Here is a 22,199-nt window from a genome sequence, read left to right on the forward strand (position 1 = left end):
TGAGTACGCAAATAGGGGAGGACTATTAAATAGCAATTAAATGTATAAAACGCCGAACCCTTCCCTCCCAAAAAAAATTGTTTTAAGTACTGATTTCATAGGTAAAAATTTAAACTTTTTGTCATGCCTGGGCTAACATATTACACAGGATGGGTAAGATATTGGATTCTTAGCCTGATACATCCAGCTACTTTTGACTATTAACATTAAACTCCATCCTAATGAAAAGAAGAATTAATTGCAGCAGCAAAGAAATCGATTTTTGTTTCTACCTTAAAAAGATAAGGCAAAAAAGGATACCTGCTAGAAAGGTGATTTATGGATATTGTTTGTCCCTGCTTTTTATTGGCCAACTTACGGCTGCCGGTTTATCCATAAACAATGGAGGAACGAATGTCCCTACCAACAAAATCAGTCCACATTTCATAAACTCATCCGTTTCTGGCGAGGCCCCGATGGCCTTAAATGTAGACATTGAAATCTCCGGAACGGTAACCGATGAAAACGGAGAACCTTTACCGGGTGCTACCATTACAGTGCTTGGTACGAGCTCGGGTACGGTCACAGATATTGATGGTAACTATTCCATAACTGTCCCGGATGATGCAAGCTTGGTGTTTTCTTACATTGGTTATGAATCAAAAACAATAGAAGTAGGCGCACAAACCACCATTAACATCACACTATCGGAGGATACATCCTCACTTGAAGAAGTGGTGGTAGTGGGATATGGCACTCAAAAAAGATCAGATGTTACAGGTTCTGTAGCCAGGATGAATACCGAGAAGACTCAGGATTTAATGAATACCAACATTCTTCAGTCTTTAAAAGGAAGTGTAGCGGGAATGACCATAGGCACACCCGATCGGCCTGGAGAGGAGCCCTCCCTGAGGGTTCGTGGTAGAAACTCTATTACCGCAGGTAACGAACCACTGATCGTAGTGGATGGAGTAATTTATAATGGATCCCTGAATAATATTAATCCCAATGATATTGAAACGGTAGATATATTGAAAGATGCAAGTGCTGCTGCTGTCTACGGTTCAAGGTCTGCTAACGGAGTGATCCTACTCACCACAAAAACGGGAAAAACAGGGAAACCTATTTTCAATTTTAGGGCAAATTATGGCATCTCTAATCCTGTGAAATTAATTGACGTCCTTGACGGGCCGGATTACATCCAAAAAGTACTTGATTTCAGGGAAGCAAGTGGGCAGGAAGCCATAATGGAAAATGTGACCAATTATTTAAACCCAATCGAGGCAGAAAATTATCAGGCAGGAAGAACGGTGGACTGGTACGGTGAACTGGTAAATCAGGCTACCACTGAAAACTACAACCTAAGTATTTCCGGAGGAAATGAGGTGACGGATTACTTTATTTCGGGAACACTTTTTAATGAAAACGGTATTGTCGAGAATGATAATTTTGATCGAAAAACGATTCGGGTTAACCTATCAAATAAAATCACTAATTGGTTTAAGGTAAGTATAAGTTCGTCTTTTACATCCCTGGATTATTCGGGGGTTCCTGTGGACTTACTTTATGGACTCAGCCCTTACAGTAGTTTGAGAAATGAAGATGGTAGCCTTCGTCAATTTCCAATGGATGATCCATTTTTTGAGAATCCTTATTATCCAACTCTTATTGACGATTCAGATCTAAGAAATGATTTATGGGGATTGGTTTCCAGTGAGCTTGATGTTCCGTTCCTTCCCGGTCTTCGATGGACCATGAATTATTCCTTAAATAAAGGAGATAGACAGGCTAACCGTTTTCAGAATAACACGCTTGCTCAGCAAAGTAACGGAGTTGCATCTCAACATTCATTTAGTGATTTCTACAGGATATTCGATAATATACTGAATTACAGGAAGGTAATTAACAATAAGCATGCAATTGATGGAACTTTTCTATACAGTAGGGAATACCGCAAAGCGTCTAATTTCAGGGCCTTATCTTCAGACTTCTTCAACCAAAGCCTGGGGTATTACAGTTTACAATTAGGTGCTACGCAATCTGTTTCGAGCGGCTTTAGTGAGCAAAACAACCTTGGAATAATGGGTCGTCTGAATTATTCATTCAATGATAAGTTTTCCGTAACGGCCACCTTAAGGAGAGATGGTTCCTCTGTGTTTGCTGAGGGTAATAAATATGCAACTTTCAAAGCCCTTGGTTTAGGTTGGATTGTTTCTGATGAACCATTTATGAACAATGTTTCCTTCTTTGAAACTTTGAAATTGAGAGCTTCTTACGGTGAAAATGGCAACCAGGCCATTTCAAGATATCAAACGCTGGCCAGACTGGCGAGCCGGAATGCTGTATATGGTGATGGAAGCGGCGTCGCAAATGGCGTTTTCGTAAACTCTCTGGCTAACGCTGACTTAGGTTGGGAAACTACTGAAGTTTATAATTTCGGGGTAGAATTTGCACTTCCTGGAAGCAGGCTATCCGGTTCAATTGACTACTACACATCTACCACCAGCGATCTATTGCTTAACAGAGCTCTTCCTGAAACTACAGGTCAGTCATCCATATTGAGTAATATTGGTCAGGTTGGCAACAAAGGAGTTGAAATAGCCTTGAATTCGGTTAATATAAAAACACCCGATTTTTCCTGGGAAACCGGATTGATCTTTGACCGTCAGCGTAATGAAATTCAAAAGTTATACGGAAATGATGAAGATGGGGACGGGATAGAAGATGACGACATAGCGAACAGATGGTTTATCGGACATCCATTAGGAACCATATTTGGATATGGGATTGATGGGATCCATCAGGTAGGTGAAACGGATCTCCCCTCCGGATACGGACCTGGTGATTTTAGAATAATTGACCATGACGGTGATGGTGTTCTGAGTGGTGATGACCGCCATATTTTAGGTTCAAATAATGCCAATTACTCGTTAAGTATATCAAACACGCTGAGATATAAAAGATTTTCTCTTTATGTGATGGTCAATTCCATTCAGGGTGGAGGCAATGAAAATTTTTATTTAGGAAACAACATATTCATGCATAATCCAAATGCACAATTTTCTACATGGACAGAGAGGTTTAATGTCGTAGACATTGATTATTGGACACCAAATAACCCATCTAATTCAGTGGCAAGCATAAACTATATTCCTGTACGAAGTCATCCCTACCTGGAAGACAGAAGTTTTGTCAGAATACAGGATGTTAACCTGGGTTATTCATTAGGCAATGAAATATTAAGCAAAATAGGTTTCACTAACCTAAGGTTATATACGAGCATTAAAAACCTCTACACATTTACTAACTGGACCGGATATGATCCGGAAAATGCGACATCCATTCAGAATGTACCGTTGATGCGGACAGTTACATTTGGTATTGATGCTTCTTTTTAACAAAAAATAATAATTGAAATGATAACATTAAAATACATATACCGCAGGCTGATATTTGCGCTAAGCATTTCGGCAGTATTATTGGCATTATCATGTCAGGATGATATTTTGGAAGAAATTCCGAGGAGTTTTTTGAGCCCTGAAACTACTTTCATTAATACGGATGGTTTCAGGGCTGGATTAATAGGCGTTTATAGTATGACAAGGGCATTGTTCGTACCTGATGCACCGGGAACAGCCTGGTCTGATAGGGACGATCTAATGAGCCTTAATTATGGGACAGATATTGGATGGTACTGGGATAAAAAGAATTTTTTCGGAGACTATTCGATTATTAATCCCTCGACAAATTATCCCTCGCGTTTGTGGAACCTGCTTTATATTATTATTAAGGATGCAAACGTTATTATTACCCGTGCTGAGAATGAAGATGTCGACTGGAGCGCACCGACCGATAAAGATGAAGTTATTGCAGAAGCCAGGTTTTACAGGGCCTTTGCCTATCGGTATTTGGTCTATCACTTTGGAGGAGTCCCCATCATTGAAGGTGAAATTACCGGGGTAAAACTCGATTTTGTGAGAGCTTCCAGGGAGCAGGTCCTCGATTTCATGGTTGGAGATTTAGAATTCGCCTCTCAAAATTTACCCGTTGAAAACCCAAATAACGGGCGTGTGGTGAAAGCAGCAGCTGATCACTTATTGGCAGAAACCTATATCTCAACCGGAGACTATGATTTGGCCATCCAGGCAGCCTCAGCCGTAATAGATGACGGTCAATATGAGTTGATGAGAGATAGGTTCGGGACTTTCTCAGGTGAGCCGGGTGATGTGTTTTTTGATCTTTTTAGAAACGGTAATCAAAACGATCCATCAAATACGGAGGTTATTTGGACCGCACAAATAGAGTTTAATCTACCGGGTGGAGCAGGGAGTTTCAATCGCACTGAACGAGCCTGGGGTCCATTTATGGATCCGGTAAGGACTCCCGATGGTATGCAGGCCATCTTAAAAGATGAGTTTTGGGGTCGCCCGGTGGGTTTCATTCGACCATCGGTTTATCTGGACACTACGGTATGGGAATCAGATTTTAACAATGACATCCGTAATTCTCCTTATAACATGCAAAGGGAATTTGTCATCAACAATCCGGCATCTGCCCATTTTGGAGAGGTGATTGTTCCTACAGAAGCCCAAAAAGTCAGGAATGTCTTTGTTTATATTAAAAAGGCTTCCATGCCTTTTGGTCATCCACAGGGATATGATCCGGGCGGAAGGATCTATAATGACGTATACATATTCAGACTTGCTGAGACTTATCTGTTAAGGGCTGAAGCACACCTAAAAAACGGAGATAATGTCAGTGCTGCCAATGATATTAATGTGGTCAGGGAACGGGCAAATGCCGCACCGGTTGTACCGGGAGACGTGGATATGCACTATTTGCTTGATGAGAGGGCACGGGAACTGATAGTGGAAGAACCCCGCCAACTTACCTTGAGAAGGGTTGGCCTTTTAGGGGAACGAATCCAAATGTATAACCCTGTCTCAGGACCTACATTTACTGTTGGCCGTGATGAGTTACTGCCCATCCCTCAATCAGAAATCGATGCGAATACGGAAGTTGAACTCACCCAGAATCCTAATTATTTTTAACAGGTATTTAAAGTTCTTATACCCTATTATCGTTTGAGTAAAAAAGTATCCGGATACTTCCGGGTGCTTTTTTTCATTTACTGGTTTGTTGGTAAGGTTTAGGCGAACTATTTTTTGATTTGAAAGGGACTGAAGCCTTCTCTAAAGAACCAAAAAGTATGATTTCCGGACAATAAAATAAAGTATTTTGACTGAAGTTAATCAGATTCGTTACGAATAAATTGCTTTCGTCTTGATGTCGGTGCAAAAATCGGCTCAAAAATTACTAATTTGGATTTTTAAATTAGATAGTCAAGTTATACCCAAATCAAAAGAATATAATGAAATCAACAAGAAGAACGTTTCTAAAATCAGCTTCAACAGCCAGTTTAGGAGCATTATTTATTCCTAATTTTATCGAACGTCCACCAAGTACCAAATTGCGTTTTGCAATGATTGGTGTAGGAGCCAGAGGTCGTGCCAGTTGGAGTCAGGTTGCTGTAGAGGATATTGTGGCCATGTGCGATGTTGACGACAGAATGACTGAAAATGCCTACAAAACGGTGCCTAAGGCTAAAAAGTACAAAGATTTCAGGCGGATGTTCGACGAAATGGCCAACGAAATTGATGCCGTTATGATTGCTATGCCTGACCACACCCATTTCCCAGCGGCAATGGCTGCCATGCAACTTGGGAAACATGTGTTGGTTGAAAAACCGCTAGTGCATAATATTTGGCAATGTCGCACCATGAAAAAAGCAGCGAAGCATTATGGTATCGTATCGCAAATGGCAAATCAGGGACATACAACCCATGGAATTAGATTGGTAAAAGAATGGTATGATGCAGGTGTTCTTGGGGATGTAAAAGAAGTAATTAGATGGGGAGGCCCGACAACATTTAGTCCGGATGGATATTTCTCGAAGCCTGAAGATTTTCCATTTCCTGTACATGAAGTACCTAAGGGATTAGATTGGGATTTATGGAAAGGTCCCGCAGCTGATCGTCCTTTTAATAATGAATATGCACCTAAATCATGGAGAACTTTTTACGATTTTGGTAGCGGAGCAATGGCCGACTGGTGTTGTCATAGTTTGGATGCTCCTTTCTGGTCATTGGATCTTGGAATGCCACATACCGTAGATGCGGTGGTACCAAACCCTGAAGTTCCTGATCATAGTATGATTGCACAGGAATCAACGATAACCTGGCAATTTGGAGCTCGCGGTAATAAACCACCTGTTACGATGAAATGGATTGAAGGCATGGGCAAACCCGAATTAAAGGAGGAGTATGGGCTCGAAGAAATGCCGGATAATGGGATGATTATGATTGGTTCTAAGAAGACACTTTACCATGGTGGTCGTCCAAACAATCCTCGATTACTTGTTCCTGAAGAAGAATGGATAGATTTCCAAAAGAATAAACCAGCAGAAACCATTCCAAGAGTGGAAGAAGAAAAACCAGTACAAGAATGGGTGGCTGCCATTAAAAACGACACCTTGCCGGGCTCAAACTTCGATTATGGTGCAGACTTAACCGAAATGGGACTTGTTGGTGTACTCGCTCAACGTTTTGGCGGAACCATTAAATACGATGAAAAAAACATGAAGGCCCTTGGTCGTCCAGAGTTAGACGCATACATTAAGGAACCTGTTCGCGAAGGATGGTCTTACGGAGAAGACCTTTGGTAGAATAGACCACAGTATATTGAAAATACATTGGTGAAAGGTTTGAAATGAAATAAATAACAATTCCCTTATCATCCCAACGGACCCTATAGACCTGCTTCCGCTACCACCCCAGAACACTTATTGAAGTGTATGGATGGAGCAGGGGTCAGGTACGCGGTTGTCGTCCATCCGGAACCGTACTAGGACGATCATCGCTATCATGAAAAGGACGATACTCCCTATGATCCAACCTGGCATCGAAATCATAAGATTATTCCAGGATTTGAAAATGGTACGCATGTTACGGATCTTACCGAAGAAAAAGCCGTTGGTTTAATAAAAAAGGAAAGAGGTTCACCGTTTTTTCTTCGGATAATGGTCCCTGGCAAAATAATTCAGGAGGTGGGTATCCCGATAATTTTCCACTCACTGATTACAACCAGCCCGATGATAAAAGAGGTAAAAAACTCGACGTTTGGGAAGGAGGAATCCATGTTGCTGATTTCCTAATTTCTCATAAGTGGGAAAAAACCAAAATCTTTATTTAAACTAGGCCTGAATAACGTTTCAAAACCTCGATCCAAGCATCCCTTCAATGAAAAATTTACCCAAAATAATTGCCGTATTTGTTGTTATAATAATTTGGAGCTGCACCCCCGGCAAAGAGGAATCAACAATCAAATCTCCCAATGTATTGATGATTAGTATTGACGACCTGAATGACTGGCTGGGATGTTTAGGTGGGCACCCTAATGCGAAGACCCCAAATATCGATCGTCTGGCAGCAAAAGGCGTTCTGTTCAGCAATGCCCATTGCCAGGCAACAAATTGTGGGCCTTCCCGGGCATCCATAATGACCGGCTTACGGCCTTCCACTTCCGGGATATACGGTCAAATCGATGATAATAAAATTCGAAGTGATAACCAGATGACAGAAGATATTATATTTCTTCCGGAATATTTTAAGCAGAATGGTTATCACACGATGGGAATTGGTAAAATTTTTCATAAAAATGCCCCTGATGGTGTTTTCGATGAATTGGTGGGAAGATTAGGAGGATTCGGTCCCTGGCCTGCCAAGCGTTTTGTTTGGTCAGGAGAAACCGAAAAGAAGGGATATACCAGGACAGTTACTGATTGGGGCGCTTATCCTGAAACAGATTCGTTAATGCCCGATGTTAAATATACCAAGTGGGCTATTGACAAACTAAATCAAGACTATGACAAACCTTTTTTCCTTACCATTGGCTTCAATCGCCCGCATGTGCCCTGGTATGTGCCTCAAAAATGGTTTGACATGCATCCCCTTGACAGTATCAACACGCCACCTTATCTGCCAAATGATTTGGAGGACGTACCGGAAATTGCCCTTCAAATAACTGATTTGCCTTTTATGCCCAGTACAGAATGGGCTATAGAAAAGGGTGAATGGCCCAAAATTATTCAGGCTTATCTGGCTAGCATATCATTTGTTGATTTTTATGTGGGAGAAATATTATATGCTTTAGAGAACAGTAAATATGCTGACAACACTATTGTTGTATTATGGAGTGACCATGGTTACCACCTGGGAGAAAAGGGTACTTTTGCCAAGCACTCTTTGTGGAAAGAATCAACCAATGCTCCTTTAATTTTTTCAGGCCCGGGCATTCAACAGGGTAAAACGGTTAATTCTCCTGCCGAAATGTTATCGATTTACCCAACCCTTCTCGATTTATCTGGTCTTGAACCCTACTACAGAAATGAAGGAATCAACCTGGCTCCGCTGCTAAAAGGAGAAAATGAGAAGGGCGGAAAATTTGCATTAACCACCTTTGGATGGGGAAATCATTCCATTAAAACGGATCGTTTCAGGTATATACGTTACCGTGATGGGTCGGAAGAGTTATACGACGGTACGAAAGACCCTCATGAGTGGTACAATATTGCATCAAATCAGGATTCAAAAGACAAAATCGATAGGTTGAAAAAATATTTACCCAAAATAAATAATCCATACGCAAAAAATTCTTCCAATTCATTTAACCCCTATTTTAGAAAAGATAAGAAAACCTATTCACAATAAGGCAAAGAATGCTTTAAACGATAAGCCCGGAAGACTTTTAGGTCCTGATATATGGGAGGGAGTGGATAAAGAATCAGATACATTCGAATGGAAAAGACTGAAATTCGGTAAAGGATTTAAATAGGCTGCAAGGGAAAAGATAAAATTTCCTGAATATCCGGGCATCCGGACTTTTATTTTTTTGACCACAGCCATGGGGGGGGAACACAAAAAGGCGAGTTGATTTCAATTTAATCTCCCCCGTATCAAAATCTATGCGTCCAACTGCGATATCAATCGGTAGGAAATTCTATTAATTGTGAAAATAACCCTTATAATTCTCTAATTATATTTAAATTTTTACAATATTATGGGGTCATTTTATGTGTAATGTTACTCTTTAAAATAGCGTGTCAATTACTGATTAAACCCAATGAAACCCGAAAAGAAGGAAAATCTATCCCCAACCAATTTGGTTTTGACCCAAAACCAAAAAGAATCCTTACTCAAATTTGAGAATAAAACAGATGAAGAGGTATGGACTGCCTTTGACAGGGGAAATGAATTGGCTTTTAACTATATCTACAGAATTCATGTGAAAAGCATGTTCCGGTACGGCTCCCAGATCACCTGCGATACCGGTTTGATTCAGGATTGTGTACAAAATATTTTTATCCAATTGCGAGACAAAAGGGGCGGCCTGAACACCGTCCATCATATAAAGGGGTATTTGTTCAAATCCCTGCAGCGGGAAATTATCCGAAAACTGAAAAAGGATTCGAAATTAGGTAAGGATGGCTTGGATCAAAACGAAACCTACTTTCCGGTCACCTTATCCCATGAGACCGTTTTGATACATCAGGAAAAAGATGAAGAATTCAGACAAAAAGTTAAGACCGCATTAAATGAGCTGACAGCCAGGCAAAGGCAGGCCATTTTATTACTTTATGAGGAGGGAATGAGTTACAGGGAAATTGCTGAGGCCATGGAATTTAGTGAAGTGAAATCAGCAAGAAAAATCATTTACCGTGCCCTGGCTACATTAAAATGCATCTTAAAAAAATAATTCATCAAATCTATTTTTAAGGTTTTAGAAGTAAAATGAAATACACCGAATACGATACGATAGATTTTCTTTCGGATGAATTTTTTATCCAATGGGTGAAGAATCCGGATAAAAACACCCGGCATTTTTGGGAAAAGTGGGTGCAGCAACATCCTGAAAAAAGAGATATGGTTTTAGAAGCAGCATCCATCATAAGATCTGTAAGATATGCCAATTCTCCTGAACTTTCAGATGAAATGTATGTGGATGTTTTTGAAACCATTGTCAAGGCAGGAAATCAAAGTTGTAGGAAAGAATCAAAATCTTGGTTTACCTTCTATCCCCTTAAAAATATTGCCGCTATTTTCCTTTTCGGATTTTGCGGCTGGATGGTCCATTTCCATATGATTGTGGGAGTACAACCGGTAATTCCCGCGGAAACGGAAGAAATCACTGTGTTGAGAACGGTTCCTCCGGGAAAAAGATCTATCATTACCCTGGCAGACAGCAGCAGGGTATTCCTCAATTCCGGCAGTGAAATGGAGTATCCAAAAGCCTTTAGTCAGGGAGATCGATGGGTTCGATTGAAAGGAGAAGCTTTTTTTGAAGTCAAAAAGAATGGTTTTTCCTTCAGCGTTTTTGCCAAAAACACAGAGATTAAAGTTCTTGGTACCTCTTTCAATGTAAAAGAAGAAAACGAAGACCTCTCCATAGCATTGGTAAGTGGCAAAGTGCAGGTAAATGACCAGAAGGGCAATCAGGTTCGGTTAAACCCTGCAGAAATGCTGGCCATCAAAGAAGATGGGAAATTTTCCAAAACAAGCTTTGATTCATTGGAAGTGACCGGATGGAAAGACAGAATTTTGGTTTTCAGGTCAGCTTCATTTCGGGAGGTGAAGCGAAAAATTGAAAATTGGTACGGCGTAGAAGTAAGCTCAAATGGGAAAGTGTCCAGGGAATGGAAGTATTCCGGTATTTACAAAGAGGAAACCCTTGAAAATGTATTAAGGGGGATATTTATCACTTCTGGAATGCAATACCATATAGAAAACAGAAAAGTAACATTGTACGACCCAAAATAACAAAAACATGAAAAAATTGGATACTGGATAAAACAAGGGCAGGACCCTTTCTGGGGAGATAGGTGTCCTGCCTGAACTTGCCTTCATATGTTTTCAGGAAATAAAGGCAAGCGTTCAAGTTATCAATCACTTAAACTATTCAATATTATGAAAAAAAATATACGGAGACAACTTATTATGCTGTCCAGGCGAATGTTACATGGTTTCTTGATTCAGTTGCTTTTTTGTACGGTGCTGCTGGCCAATACAGGAAATGCGCAACGAAAAAATATTGAGCAGGTAAAGGTATCCATTCATCTGGAAGATGCTCCTTTAACCAGCTTCTTTGCTGCTGTTGAATCCAAAACGGATTTTAAATTTACCTACAACCATGATATGCTGGATTTGAAAAAGCGTATCAATATTGATGAACGCAGGATCTCCCTGTATAAACTACTCAGCACCATTGGAGGGCAGGCTTCGCTGAGTTTCACCCAGGTAAATGAAAATATTCATGTCGGAATACTTGAGAACGGAAATACTTCAGTTACCGTTGATGTTGGAGATCTTGCGGTTGATATATCCGGAAGGGTAACCGATGAAAACGGAGAGCCCTTGCCGGGTGCTACGATTACCGTGCTTGGTACTACCACGGGCACCGTCACAGATATTGATGGTAACTATTCCATAACCGTCCCGGATGAAGCGACTCTGGTATTTTCTTACATTGGCTATGAATCAAAAACAGTTGCAGTCGGCTCCCAAACCACCATTAACATTACCCTGTTACAGGATGCCTCCTCCCTGGAGGAAGTGGTGGTGATCGGATACGGTACCCAAAAGAAAAGAGATGTAACCGGTTCTGTCGTAAGAGCAGATATTGAAGCATTCCGGGAATCTCCCAATGTCAATATTGCCCAATCGCTCCAGGGTTCAGTACCCGGCCTAAATGTGGGACAGGTCAACCGGGCAGGACAGAATCCATCCATTTCCGTCAGGGGAAGAACGACCCTGAGCGGAAATCAGGACGTGTTGATCGTAGTCGATGGGATTATATTTACCGGAAGTATCAGTGATTTGAATCCCAATGACATTGAGTCGATCGATGTGTTGAAAGATGCCAGCAGTATGGCCATATTTGGAGCGCAAGCTGCAAACGGGGTGATCATGATTACGACCAAAAGTGGTAAGGAAGAACAAAAACCCATTTTCAATTATACCGGAACTTATACCACCCAAACCCCCACCAATAGACCTGAATTAATGGACAGGGAGGGGTTTCTTCAAAAAGTAAGGGATCAGGATTGGCAACAGTCTTTCCTCCCGCCTGATTATACGCAACCCAATCCGGATTATAACGTGGCAGCATTATTTGAGCCTGTCGTATTTGAAGGGTTTCAAAATGGGACGGATTTTGACTGGTGGGATGCCGCGACCCAAAGAGGCTTAATTAACAATCATAATTTAAGCGTTAGGGGAGCCACCGAAGCTACTTCTTATTTTCTTTCTGGAGGCTATACCAAACAGGAAGGCTTTATCATGAACGACCAATTCGAACGAATCACCGCAAGAATTAACCTGGATCATCAGATTTTAGACGGCTTTCGTTTTGGGGTGCAGACCTTTGGTTCCTTTGCAGACAATTCGGGTGAAATTCCGGCAATGGGAAATATCACTTCTTTTCCTCCCCTGGTTGTTCCCTTTGATGAAGATGGTAATGTGATACTCAATCCGGACGGTGCCATACGGGCCAACCCTTTCCTGAGTCCCCTATCCAATGACTTTGACAAAAGGAATAACTTATTCGCCAATGTATATATGGATCTTGAAGTTCCGTATATCGAAGGATTGAACTTCCGAATAAACTTTGGAAACAATTATACCTGGAGGAGGCATTATAGGAGCAATGAATATGGTGCCGGAGCAGCCGGTTTAGCTTTTAAGCGAAATTATCATGCCTATGATTGGACGTTGGATAATATATTAACCTATCGAAGAACTTTCAATAACGAACACACCATAAACCTGACCATGGTGGCAGGGAGAAGGGAATTGAAAAATGAAAGTACCCAGGCAAATGGCACCAATTACGCTAATTTGGGCCTGGGCTACAATGACCTTAGCCTTGCGCAGTTACAGCTTATCCAATCTAGCGCCTGGGACGAAAGCTACGTCTATCAAACAGCACGTGCCAATTATGATTTCAGTGGAAAATACATGGTTACCGCCACGGTGCGTAGGGATGGTTTTTCCGGGTTTGCAGAAAACAATAAATTTGGAATTTTTCCTTCTGTAGGAATAGGTTGGGTGCTAAGTGAAGAAGGCTTTATGGACCAATCTGCATTCAGCTACCTGAAGTTCAGGGGCTCCTATGGAACGAATGGAAACCTGACAAGCAGGTATTCTTCCCTGGCAAGAGTCTCCCTTTATCCTGCTTATGTTTTTGGGGAAGGAGGATCTACCATTTTTGGTCAACGTGTGACCACGCTTTCCAATGCCGATTTGTCCTGGGAAACCACCACAGGGTATAATTTCGGTTTTGACTTTTCTCTATTTGATAGCCAATTGACCGGAACGTTGGATTACTATCAAAATACCACGAATGACCTCCTTTACAGTATCAATATACCGGAGATCACGGGCTTCAACAGCATTTCCACCAATGTAGGGGAAATTGCCAATAGAGGGATTGAATTTGTCTTGAAGGGAGATATATTAAACCGTGGTGGGCTTAACTGGAATGCCAATTTTAACATTTCCTCCAATAGAAACCGGATTGTCTCTTTATTGGGATTGGATGCTGATGGAGACGGTGTAGAAGATGATCTGATTGGAAGCGGTTTATTTATAGGAGAATCCATCAATTCCATTTATGATTATGAATCAGCCGGGATCATTCAATTGGGTGAGGAAGCCCCTCCCGGTTTTTTTGTGGGAACCCATGAGATAATTGATCAAAATAACGATGGGGTAGTGGATGCTAATGACCGGGTGATCATTGGCAGAAACGAACCGGCATTTAGGTTTGGTTTGATGAATGAATTCAGCTATAAAAATTTTACGTTCAGGTTTTTTATTAATTCCATTCAAGGAGGAAAAGACGGTTATTTAGGCTTTAATAATCCCAATTTGGGACAATCCGACAATGCCCGGAGATCCAACTTGTTTGTGGAAGCTGATTACTGGACACCATCTAATCCCGATGCAAAATACAGAGGGCAGGACCAGGTTGCAGGTATTGATTACCGATATTACGACAATCGTAGTTTTGTGAGACTACAGGATGTATCGCTAGCCTACCGGTTTAATCAAAACCTCATTCAGCAGTTCGGGATTCAAGGTCTGAAGCTATTTATCAGTGGTAAAAACCTGGCCACCTGGACCAATTGGGTAGGCTGGGATCCTGAAACAGGAAGCGGTCTGGATCCTTCTGGTCTGCCTGTGATGAAGGGCTTTTCAGCAGGTTTGGATGTCAGTTTTTAATCATTAAAATAAAGAATCATGAAAATATTAAACTATATCATACTTTGCGCAGGAATTTTAGTCATTGGGATTTCAGGTTGTGATGAATCAGCCATTTTGGAAGAAGTCCCATTGGATTTTGCCAGTCCGGAAAATTCCTACATTACGTTCTCGGATTTCAATGCTGCCGTTTACTCTCTTTATGACCAATCCAGAGTGATTTTATCCGATGGGGAGCATCGGCCCCTGGACTATATTTATGGAACCGACCTGGGATATAACGGTGCCAACCAGCTTCATGTGCGTTTTGGCTCTTATTTAGCCACCTTATTACCAACCAGCGGAATGGTGGAATTCCATTGGAGACAGTACTATCGGATAATTTCTGGTGCTAATACTATACTTAGCCGAATGGAAAGTTCCATGATGAACGAGCAGGAAATGACCTTGATTGAAGCTCAGGCTAAATTATTCCGGGGATTTGCTTACCGGAACCTGGCCCACCTTTATGGTGGCGTTCCCCTGGTATTGGAAGAAGTAAGTTCTCCAAAAACAGATTATGTTAGATCAAGCCGGGAGGAAGTTTACCTACAGGCCGCTGAAGATTTGGAATTTGCTGCTGCCAACCTCCCGGGTATCACCGAGGTGCGGGATGGAGAGATCAATAACCTGGCAGCCAATCATATCCTGGCAGAGGTATATGTTTCATTGGAAAGGTGGACGGATGCGATTGAAGCAGCTAGTGTGGTGATCAATGATCCCAACACCGAATTGATGACTGAACGATTTGGCTCCCTGGCCAGTGAGCCGGGAGATGTGTACTGGGACTTGTTCCGAAGATACAACCAAAACAGAGGAGTGGGTAATACCGAAGGGATTTGGGTGTGGCAATACGAAGTGGACATTCCTGGGGGAGCCATTTCTTCTTCATCAAAAATTGGCCCCCAACTGGAAAGAGACCATGCCCCCAGACCCTGGAGTTTTATAGTCCGAGATCCATCAGGCGTTGCTCCTTTCCTGTCCCAGGGTGTATCGGATTACACGGGAGGTCGCGGAATCGGCAGGTTCAGGGGAACGAACCACTTTAATTATGGAATCTGGCATTACGATTGGGAGGATATGCGCAATTCCGAACATAATTTTATCCGGGATGTGGCCTTTAACAACCCTGAATCGGAATGGTATGGACAAAAAATATCCGATCACATGTCTTTGTTCAGGCAGTCTTTGGACGATACCATTCGGTATTTCTATCCTTATCAATCCAAAGTCACCACCCCAGGCCAGCATCCACCCGAACTCTATATAGATCCCGAATTAAAATTGCTGAACTCTTCCACAGCTGGAACTACCTACAGTGACCAATACCATATCCGACTGGCAGAAACCTATTTGCTACGTGCAGAGGCCTATCTTGGTAACAATCAACCCACAGAAGCTGCCAACGATATCAATGTGGTCAGGGAAAGGGCCAATGCCAAACTGGTAAGTCCGGGAGAGGTGGACATCGATTTTATTCTGGATGAACGCATGCGCGAACTCGGAGTAGAAGAAAAACGGCGCCTGACCTTAAATCGCCTGGGCCTACTCTACGAACGAACAAACCGGTACTGTGAAGGCCGGCCTGATGTAACCAATTTCGGTGTGGACGTGCAGCCTTACCACAACCTGTTCCCCATCCCCTTTTCCGAGATCGAACGAAATACCGGTGCCCAACTGGCACAAAATCCCGGCTATGCGGCCGAATAGGCCGGGGTTTCTTTCTTATATAAATTCAGGAAATAACCCGATCTTTGATTATATTATGCCCGATTAACAAATTTTACACCCGAAACCAAGCATTTATTTTATGAAAAATGTGCTCCAAATAATCACCCTATTTGCTGTCCCTTTGATTTTTGGCTGTTCGTCGACGGAGGAAGAAACAGAGAAACGCTCCCCCAATATCCTCTTCGTGATCAGCGATGACCAGTCCTTTGCCCATACCAGCTTTGCGGGAAGTAAATTTGTCCAGACTCCTGCCTTTGACCGGGTAGCCAGGGAAGGAGTGTATTTTACCAATTGTATCGCCGGTTCGCCCGGTTGTGCCCCTTCCCGGAGCAGCATCATTACCGGCCGCCACCACTGGCAAAACGAACAATCCGGACAACATGCAGCCCCCTGGCTAAAGAAGCATGTGCCTTTTGTGGATTTGCTGGATAAAAATGGCTATATCACGGGTCGAACCGGAAAGGGAGTATCCCCCTTCCGGTATGCCCGGGATGAAAATGATTCCCTTTGGAGGGAGACCGATGCTGCCGGGATCGCTCATAGCACTATCCGCTATGAACCAGGAACCGAAGGAGATGCCCGACCTGCCAATCAGATAAATACCCTGAATTATTTTGAAAACTTCAAGTATTTCATGGAAAATGTAAGGGAAGCCGATGATCCTTTTTTCTTTTGGTACGGTGCCACGGAACCCCACCGGGCCTTTGAGCAGGATTCCTGGAAACGCACCGATAAAAAGCTTTCCGATGCGGAAGTTCCCGGTTTTCTTCCCGATCATCCCGTTGTAAGGGGTGATCTGCTGGACTATGCCGTAGAAATTGAATGGTTTGATCAACACCTGCAATACATGCTGGAATACCTGGAAGAAACAGGTGAACTGGAAAACACCATCATTATCGTTACTTCTGATAACGGCATGGCTTTCCCCAGAGCAAAGGCCAATGGTTACGATTATGGTATCCATGTTCCCCTGGCCATTCGCTATCCCAGTGCCTTTCCTTCGGGCCGCACCGTGGACGATCCCATTAATTTCATCGACCTGGCACCCACCATTCTTGACCTGACCCATACCAGTGCGGATGGAATGTTGCCAATTACAGGAGAAAGCATCCGAAATATTTTGGAATCTCCCAGAGAAGGTACGGTGGACCCCTCAAGGAAGTTTGTATTTTCCGGTCGCGAGCGACACTCTTCCTCACGTTATCAGAATTGGGGATATCCACAGCGGATGATAAGGAACCAGGAACATTTATTGATTTGGAACATAAAGCCCGATCGCTGGCCAGCAGGGGCTCCCCAACGGATAGACCCGGAAAATGAAAACGAGTTGCTGCCCCTTTATGGGATGGACGAAGAGGGCGAACACCATTCAGATTGGGCTTTTACCGATGTGGATGCGGCTCCTTCAAAATCCTTTCTGGTAGAAAACCGGAATGAGGAAGACGTGCGGCCATTTTTTGAAGCAGCCTTCGAAAAAAATCCGGAAGTGCAACTTTATAATATCCAATCGGATCCCGATTGCATGAATAACCTGGCAGATGATCCTGATTTTGCCGAAATCAAAGAAGAATTGCGGCAGGCCCTGCTGACCGAGCTGCGGGAAACAGAAGATCCCCGGGTAGTAGGCCCCGATCCGGAAGTGTTTGATTCCTACCTGCGCTACAGTCCCATGCGGGAATTTCCAAAACCCATCGAAGGAAGTACGTTAAAATGATTGGTTTAGATCGTTTTGGAAGGGTATCGCTTGTCTTGGTTTTTCTTTTGCTTAGCAAGGGAGGCCTGGCCCGGGAAATGTCCCCTGACCGACCCAACGTACTTTGGATTACCTGTGAGGATATCAGTCCCTACCTGGGGAGCTATGGTTTTGACCAGGCGCATACGCCCAACCTCGACAAGTTGGCCAAAAAGTCTATCCAATATAGCCAGGCCTACGCCGATGCCCCTGTCTGTGCGGTAGCCCGGGCCACCATCCTGTCGGGAATGTTTGCATCCACTACCGGTACCCACCAAATGCGCACAAGGGTGCAGTTGCCAAATCAGATTCCTGCCTATCCTAAAATTTTAAGGGAGGCAGGCTATTATTGTACCAACAATAGCAAGAAAGATTACAATTCCAATTTCATCAATGACCCCGATCTTTGGGACGAATCCAGCAACCAGGCACATTATAAAAACAGGGAAGACGCTCAACCTTTTTTTGCTGTTTTCAATCTTACGGTTACCCACGAAAGCCAGCTTAGCGAGGAAAGGATCCAATACTATGTAGAAAATGGTTTGATTCCGGAAAAACCCCGGATTGATCCGGCGGATATCGTACTGCCCCCTTACCACCCCGATCTACCCGAAATCAGGGAAGATTGGGCAAGGTTTCACGACCTGATCACCTTGATGGATGCTCAGGTAGGGGAATTGTTGGAGGAACTGGAAGCGGCGGGTCTTGCCGAAAATACGGTTGTTTTTTTCTATTCGGATCATGGCGGGCAATTGTCCCGCTCCAAGCGCTACATTTACAATGTAGGCACCCAGGTACCCATGATGGTACACCTTCCTGAAAAATGGGAACACTGGTCACCGCTGCCTGCCGGAAGCGTGGATGAATCCCTGGTAAGTTTTGTGGATTTGGCACCAACCCTGCTTTCCATTACCGGTTGTGACATTCCTGCCATCATGCAGGGAAGGTCCTTTCTGGGAAAGGAATCCACGGAATCCCCTGATTTTGTCCATTTTTTCAGGGATAGAATGGCCGAACGCTATGATTTCTCCAGGGCAGTGACCGATGGAAAATATTATTATATCCGAAATTTTATGCCCCACAGACCCAGGGGTCGGGATTCCCGGTACGGCTACCAGGTGCAAGCCAATTGGCGGGCCTATGAAACGGCTTACGAGGCAGGGAATACCAATGAAATTCAATCCCAATTTTACGAACCCAAACCCCTGGAACAATTCTTTGATACAGAAGCAGACCCCTGGCAGGTAGATAACCTTATCGAACAGCCGGCATCCAAAGCCAGGGTGAAAAGCATGTCTAAAGAACTGGATCGCTGGATGGTGGAGACCAGGGATGTGGGATTGATTCCGGAGCCCATGTTTCATGAAATGGCAGGAAAAGGAAAAAAACATGCCACCCTTTATGAATATGCGCAAAGTAAGGATTATCAGGTCCGGAAAATACTGAAAGCAGCGAAGGCTGCTACGGCTGATAATGCTGGAAATTTACTGAAGTATTTGAAAGTGAATGACCCCATCATCCGGTATTGGGGAGCCTATGGAATTTTTCTTCATCCGGATCAAAGCGACAGGGTTCAAAGTAGTTTAAAGGCCATGATCCGGGAGGATGAATCCGCAGCCAATAGAATCATGGCTGCCCAGGCGCTTGCCCTGTGCGGAGATGCGGATACCGCCTTTGAAACCATCATGAAGGAAGCACTAGCAACCCCCCATGGCTATGTATTGCTACAAGCCCTCAATACCTTTCAATACAGCCATACGGACGACAGGCTAAGCCTGGAAGATTGGCAAACCTTTAAGGAAAAGGAATTTGTAGCCAATGATCCCGGAGCTGGATTGGGCTATCCCCAGCGCATCATCGATGATGCCATTGCCCTATTTCCTGAGCGGCGAAAGGTGGATTGATGGTGGCAAATAATGACTGAATTCACTATATTTATTCCATGAATGCCAAAAATGACGATACCGTCAAAGAACCGGATTTGGAATACACCAATTATTCCTATGCCGACTACCTGACCTGGCAGATGGAGGAAGTGGTGGAGCTGATCAAAGGGAAAATCTTTAAAAAAGCAGCGGCTGCACCTAGACGTATCCATCAACGGATTTCAATAAAGTTAGCTGCTAAGCTCTATAACTTCCTGGAAGCCAAACCCTGTCAAGTTTACGATGCCCCCTTTGATGTGCGTTTTCCAAAGGCCTCAAAAGAGGATGAAAAAATTCACGATGTGGTACAACCGGACATCTGTGTGATTTGCGATACCGAAAAACTGGACGACCGGGGCTGCATCGGGGCACCGGACTTGATCGTAGAGATTCTTTCCCCCAGCAATAGCAAAACAGAATTGAAGCATAAGTTCGAGCTTTATGAGTCTCACGGGGTTCGGGAATATTGGATCATCCATTCTGAAACCCAGGATTTGCTCATCTACAGCCTTATCAATGAAAAATATGTCCCTTCAATTTTGTTTACTTCTGGGCATGTGGTGGAGTCCAAGGTGATTAAGGGGTTTAAACTGGATTTGGAAGCGTTTTTTGGAGATATCGAATAGATTTAAAACCAATGCTTATTCGGTTAAAGGCAAAAGCAAAACTAGTGGATCCTGCGGAAGTTATTGACCAATCTACCAATGATAAACATACTGGCATATCCTCTGGAATAAGCTGGTACCCAACCAGAAATCCAACTGGTTTTGGTTACCAAATGGAACGTGATCGTTTGATTAATTGAATCCTCTCTGGAGTCTTCGCTTATTAAAATTCAATGTTGAATTTGAGGGCCAAAGGTAGAACGATTTTACATACAACTAATTTTAAGAAAATGAAGAAACCGATTGTTAACCAATTTTTGACATTTATTTTTATCCCACTTTTATTTGTTAGCAACTACTCGCTCTTTGCCCAGGACCTAATGCGTGGGGATTATTGGAAACAACAGGTAATAGACGATGTACTGGAACCTTGGACTGAATTTGCCCGGGATAAGGAATTTGGATCATTCCATACCCTTCTCGATAAAGACTGGAAAGTAGGGGAAAAGCAGGAGAAGTATCCGGGAATGATCGCCCGGCATCTTTTTTCCTATTCCGTAGGCTACCATGTAACAGGAGACGAAAATTACCTCGAACTGGCTCAGGAAACCTTTGATTATTTAATCAAAAACGGCTGGGATCACCAATACGGCGGGTGGTTCCATGAACTGGATCGCTCAGGAAATGCCGTTTCTATGGACAAGGATATGTTCATGAATGCCTATGCCATTACTGGACTGGCCATGTATTATATCGTAACCCGGAATGAGGAGGTGAAACACTACCTGGATAAAAGTATCGACATTATGGAAAATCAAGCCTGGGATCCTGAAAATGGCGGCTATTTCCGTCGATTAGATCGAGACTTCCGCATCCAAGATTCAAACAAGGTTTTTTCTCCTCAATTGGCACCTGTCTCGGGTTATTTGCTCTACCTATACGCCGCAACACGGGAGGAAAAATACCTTCAGAAAAGTGAACAACTACTGGAGATGACGTTGACCCGCATGAACGATAAAAAAAGCGGGTGGATTATGGAGGGCTTCGACCGGAATTGGAATTCCCTTCAACAAAGGAACGAAATGATGAATACAGGTCACAATGTGGAAGTGGCCTGGATGCTCACGCGGCTTTACGCACTTACCGGTAAAGAAAACTATAAGGAGGAGGCCTTAAGATTGAATGAGCAACTTTTAAAATATGCTTTTGACAAAGACGCTGGGATTTGGTACCATAAACTCAGAGTTGACCATCCGGAACTACATAGCGAGGACAGCCCCTGGTGGGTGCAAGCCTATGGCAATATGTTTCAGCTTTATCTTTATGCCCTTTCCGACAAAGAGGAATCCTTGGGTAATTTTAAAAGGGGCGCTACTTTCTGGAACAATAACTTTATTGATAAGCAAAAAGGGGGAACCTATTTGAGTGTGGATAAACAAGGTAATTTTATCAACAGCAGTAAAGGGGTGGTGACAAAAACCTCCTATCATGCTGTAGAAAACGGATTCCTGACCATGCTCTACCTGGATTATTGGGTCAATGAGCAGCCTGTTACCCTGTTTTATCACATCAATTCAGCGACTACTGAAAAGCTGTTTCCCTTGTTATTGGAGGATCTCAATTACGATATAAAAAAAGTACGGATTGACGGCAAGTGCTGGAACAAAATAGATCAAGATCAAGGAAGCATCCGTTTACCAAAACGAGGAAATTATACTATGGAAGTTGTTTTGCAAAAAACGCAGTCTAAACCCAGGAATTAAGAGCTTCCTTTTAAGCTACTTAGACACCTTTCGTAAATTTGCTGATTTCTCAGTTGCTATTCCTGTCGATGAAATTGAATGTCGATTCTTCAAGTATTCCAGACACCCGG

General features: G+C 43.0%; 12 protein-coding genes. All 12 read left to right on the forward strand.

The genetic code is table 11. The annotated features are described in order from the left end of the window. The first annotated feature begins 221 nt into the window (after positions 1–221). Entirely contained in the window at positions 222–3,377 is a 3,156-nt protein-coding gene (locus GJS45_RS06815) for a SusC/RagA family TonB-linked outer membrane protein (RefSeq protein WP_162340719.1), read from the forward strand. Between the two features lie 18 nt (positions 3,378–3,395). Next, on the forward strand, positions 3,396–5,030 hold the full coding sequence (locus GJS45_RS06820; RefSeq protein WP_162340720.1) for a RagB/SusD family nutrient uptake outer membrane protein: 1,635 nt from the start codon (positions 3,396–3,398) through the stop codon (positions 5,028–5,030). Positions 5,031–5,350: 320 nt separating this feature from the next. Continuing rightward, positions 5,351–6,703: a Gfo/Idh/MocA family protein gene (locus GJS45_RS06825; protein ID WP_162340721.1), complete on the forward strand. Its 1,353-nt coding sequence runs from the start codon at positions 5,351–5,353 to the stop codon at positions 6,701–6,703. Positions 6,704–7,379: 676 nt separating this feature from the next. Further along, positions 7,380–8,747 carry a sulfatase gene (locus GJS45_RS06830; RefSeq protein ID WP_235954653.1) on the forward strand — a complete coding sequence of 456 codons (1,368 nt, stop codon included), beginning with the start codon at positions 7,380–7,382 and terminating at the stop codon, positions 8,745–8,747. A 412-nt stretch (positions 8,748–9,159) separates the two neighbouring features. Continuing rightward, the gene (locus tag GJS45_RS06835) at positions 9,160–9,792 is read left to right on the forward strand and encodes an RNA polymerase sigma factor (RefSeq protein ID WP_162340723.1); all 633 of its coding nucleotides are present in this window, start codon (positions 9,160–9,162) and stop codon (positions 9,790–9,792) included. A 35-nt stretch (positions 9,793–9,827) separates the two neighbouring features. Then, positions 9,828–10,853: a FecR family protein gene (locus GJS45_RS06840; RefSeq protein WP_162340724.1), complete on the forward strand. Its 1,026-nt coding sequence runs from the start codon at positions 9,828–9,830 to the stop codon at positions 10,851–10,853. Between the two features lie 147 nt (positions 10,854–11,000). Then, entirely contained in the window at positions 11,001–14,315 is a 3,315-nt protein-coding gene (locus GJS45_RS06845; RefSeq protein ID WP_235954655.1) for a SusC/RagA family TonB-linked outer membrane protein, read from the forward strand. An 18-nt stretch (positions 14,316–14,333) separates the two neighbouring features. After that, complete coding sequence (locus GJS45_RS06850) at positions 14,334–16,043, forward strand: RagB/SusD family nutrient uptake outer membrane protein (RefSeq protein ID WP_162340725.1); 1,710 nt, start codon at positions 14,334–14,336, stop codon at positions 16,041–16,043. A gap of 100 nt (positions 16,044–16,143) precedes the next feature. Further along, positions 16,144–17,778, forward strand: a complete 1,635-nt coding sequence (locus GJS45_RS06855) for a sulfatase family protein (RefSeq protein WP_162340726.1) — start codon at positions 16,144–16,146, stop codon at positions 17,776–17,778. Continuing rightward, entirely contained in the window at positions 17,775–19,700 is a 1,926-nt protein-coding gene (locus GJS45_RS06860; protein ID WP_162340727.1) for a sulfatase family protein, read from the forward strand. Before GJS45_RS06855 ends, GJS45_RS06860 begins: the two co-directional genes overlap by 4 nt. A 38-nt stretch (positions 19,701–19,738) precedes the next feature. Next, positions 19,739–20,347 carry a Uma2 family endonuclease gene (locus GJS45_RS06865; protein ID WP_162340728.1) on the forward strand — a complete coding sequence of 203 codons (609 nt, stop codon included), beginning with the start codon at positions 19,739–19,741 and terminating at the stop codon, positions 20,345–20,347. Between the two features lie 269 nt (positions 20,348–20,616). After that, a complete protein-coding gene (locus GJS45_RS06870; RefSeq protein ID WP_162340729.1) occupies positions 20,617–22,089 on the forward strand; it encodes an AGE family epimerase/isomerase in 1,473 nt (490 codons plus the stop codon). Positions 22,090–22,199 lie beyond the last annotated feature (110 nt).

The sequence above is a fragment of the Cyclobacterium salsum genome, from assembly GCF_010119245.1.
GTDB lineage: Bacteria > Bacteroidota > Bacteroidia > Cytophagales > Cyclobacteriaceae > Cyclobacterium > Cyclobacterium salsum.

Bases quoted from the DNA above. Each gene is read 5' to 3' on its own strand.
- GJS45_RS06815 (WP_162340719.1), top strand. From the start codon at position 222: ATGAAAAGAAGAATTAATTGCAGCAGCAAAGAAATCGATTTTTGTTTC.
- GJS45_RS06820 (WP_162340720.1), top strand. From the start codon at position 3,396: ATGATAACATTAAAATACATATACCGCAGGCTGATATTTGCGCTAAGC.
- GJS45_RS06825 (WP_162340721.1), top strand. From the start codon at position 5,351: ATGAAATCAACAAGAAGAACGTTTCTAAAATCAGCTTCAACAGCCAGT.
- GJS45_RS06830 (WP_235954653.1), top strand. From the start codon at position 7,380: ATGATTAGTATTGACGACCTGAATGACTGGCTGGGATGTTTAGGTGGG.
- GJS45_RS06835 (WP_162340723.1), top strand. From the start codon at position 9,160: ATGAAACCCGAAAAGAAGGAAAATCTATCCCCAACCAATTTGGTTTTG.
- GJS45_RS06840 (WP_162340724.1), top strand. From the start codon at position 9,828: ATGAAATACACCGAATACGATACGATAGATTTTCTTTCGGATGAATTT.
- GJS45_RS06845 (WP_235954655.1), top strand. From the start codon at position 11,001: ATGAAAAAAAATATACGGAGACAACTTATTATGCTGTCCAGGCGAATG.
- GJS45_RS06850 (WP_162340725.1), top strand. From the start codon at position 14,334: ATGAAAATATTAAACTATATCATACTTTGCGCAGGAATTTTAGTCATT.
- GJS45_RS06855 (WP_162340726.1), top strand. From the start codon at position 16,144: ATGAAAAATGTGCTCCAAATAATCACCCTATTTGCTGTCCCTTTGATT.
- GJS45_RS06860 (WP_162340727.1), top strand. From the start codon at position 17,775: ATGATTGGTTTAGATCGTTTTGGAAGGGTATCGCTTGTCTTGGTTTTT.
- GJS45_RS06865 (WP_162340728.1), top strand. From the start codon at position 19,739: ATGAATGCCAAAAATGACGATACCGTCAAAGAACCGGATTTGGAATAC.
- GJS45_RS06870 (WP_162340729.1), top strand. From the start codon at position 20,617: ATGAAGAAACCGATTGTTAACCAATTTTTGACATTTATTTTTATCCCA.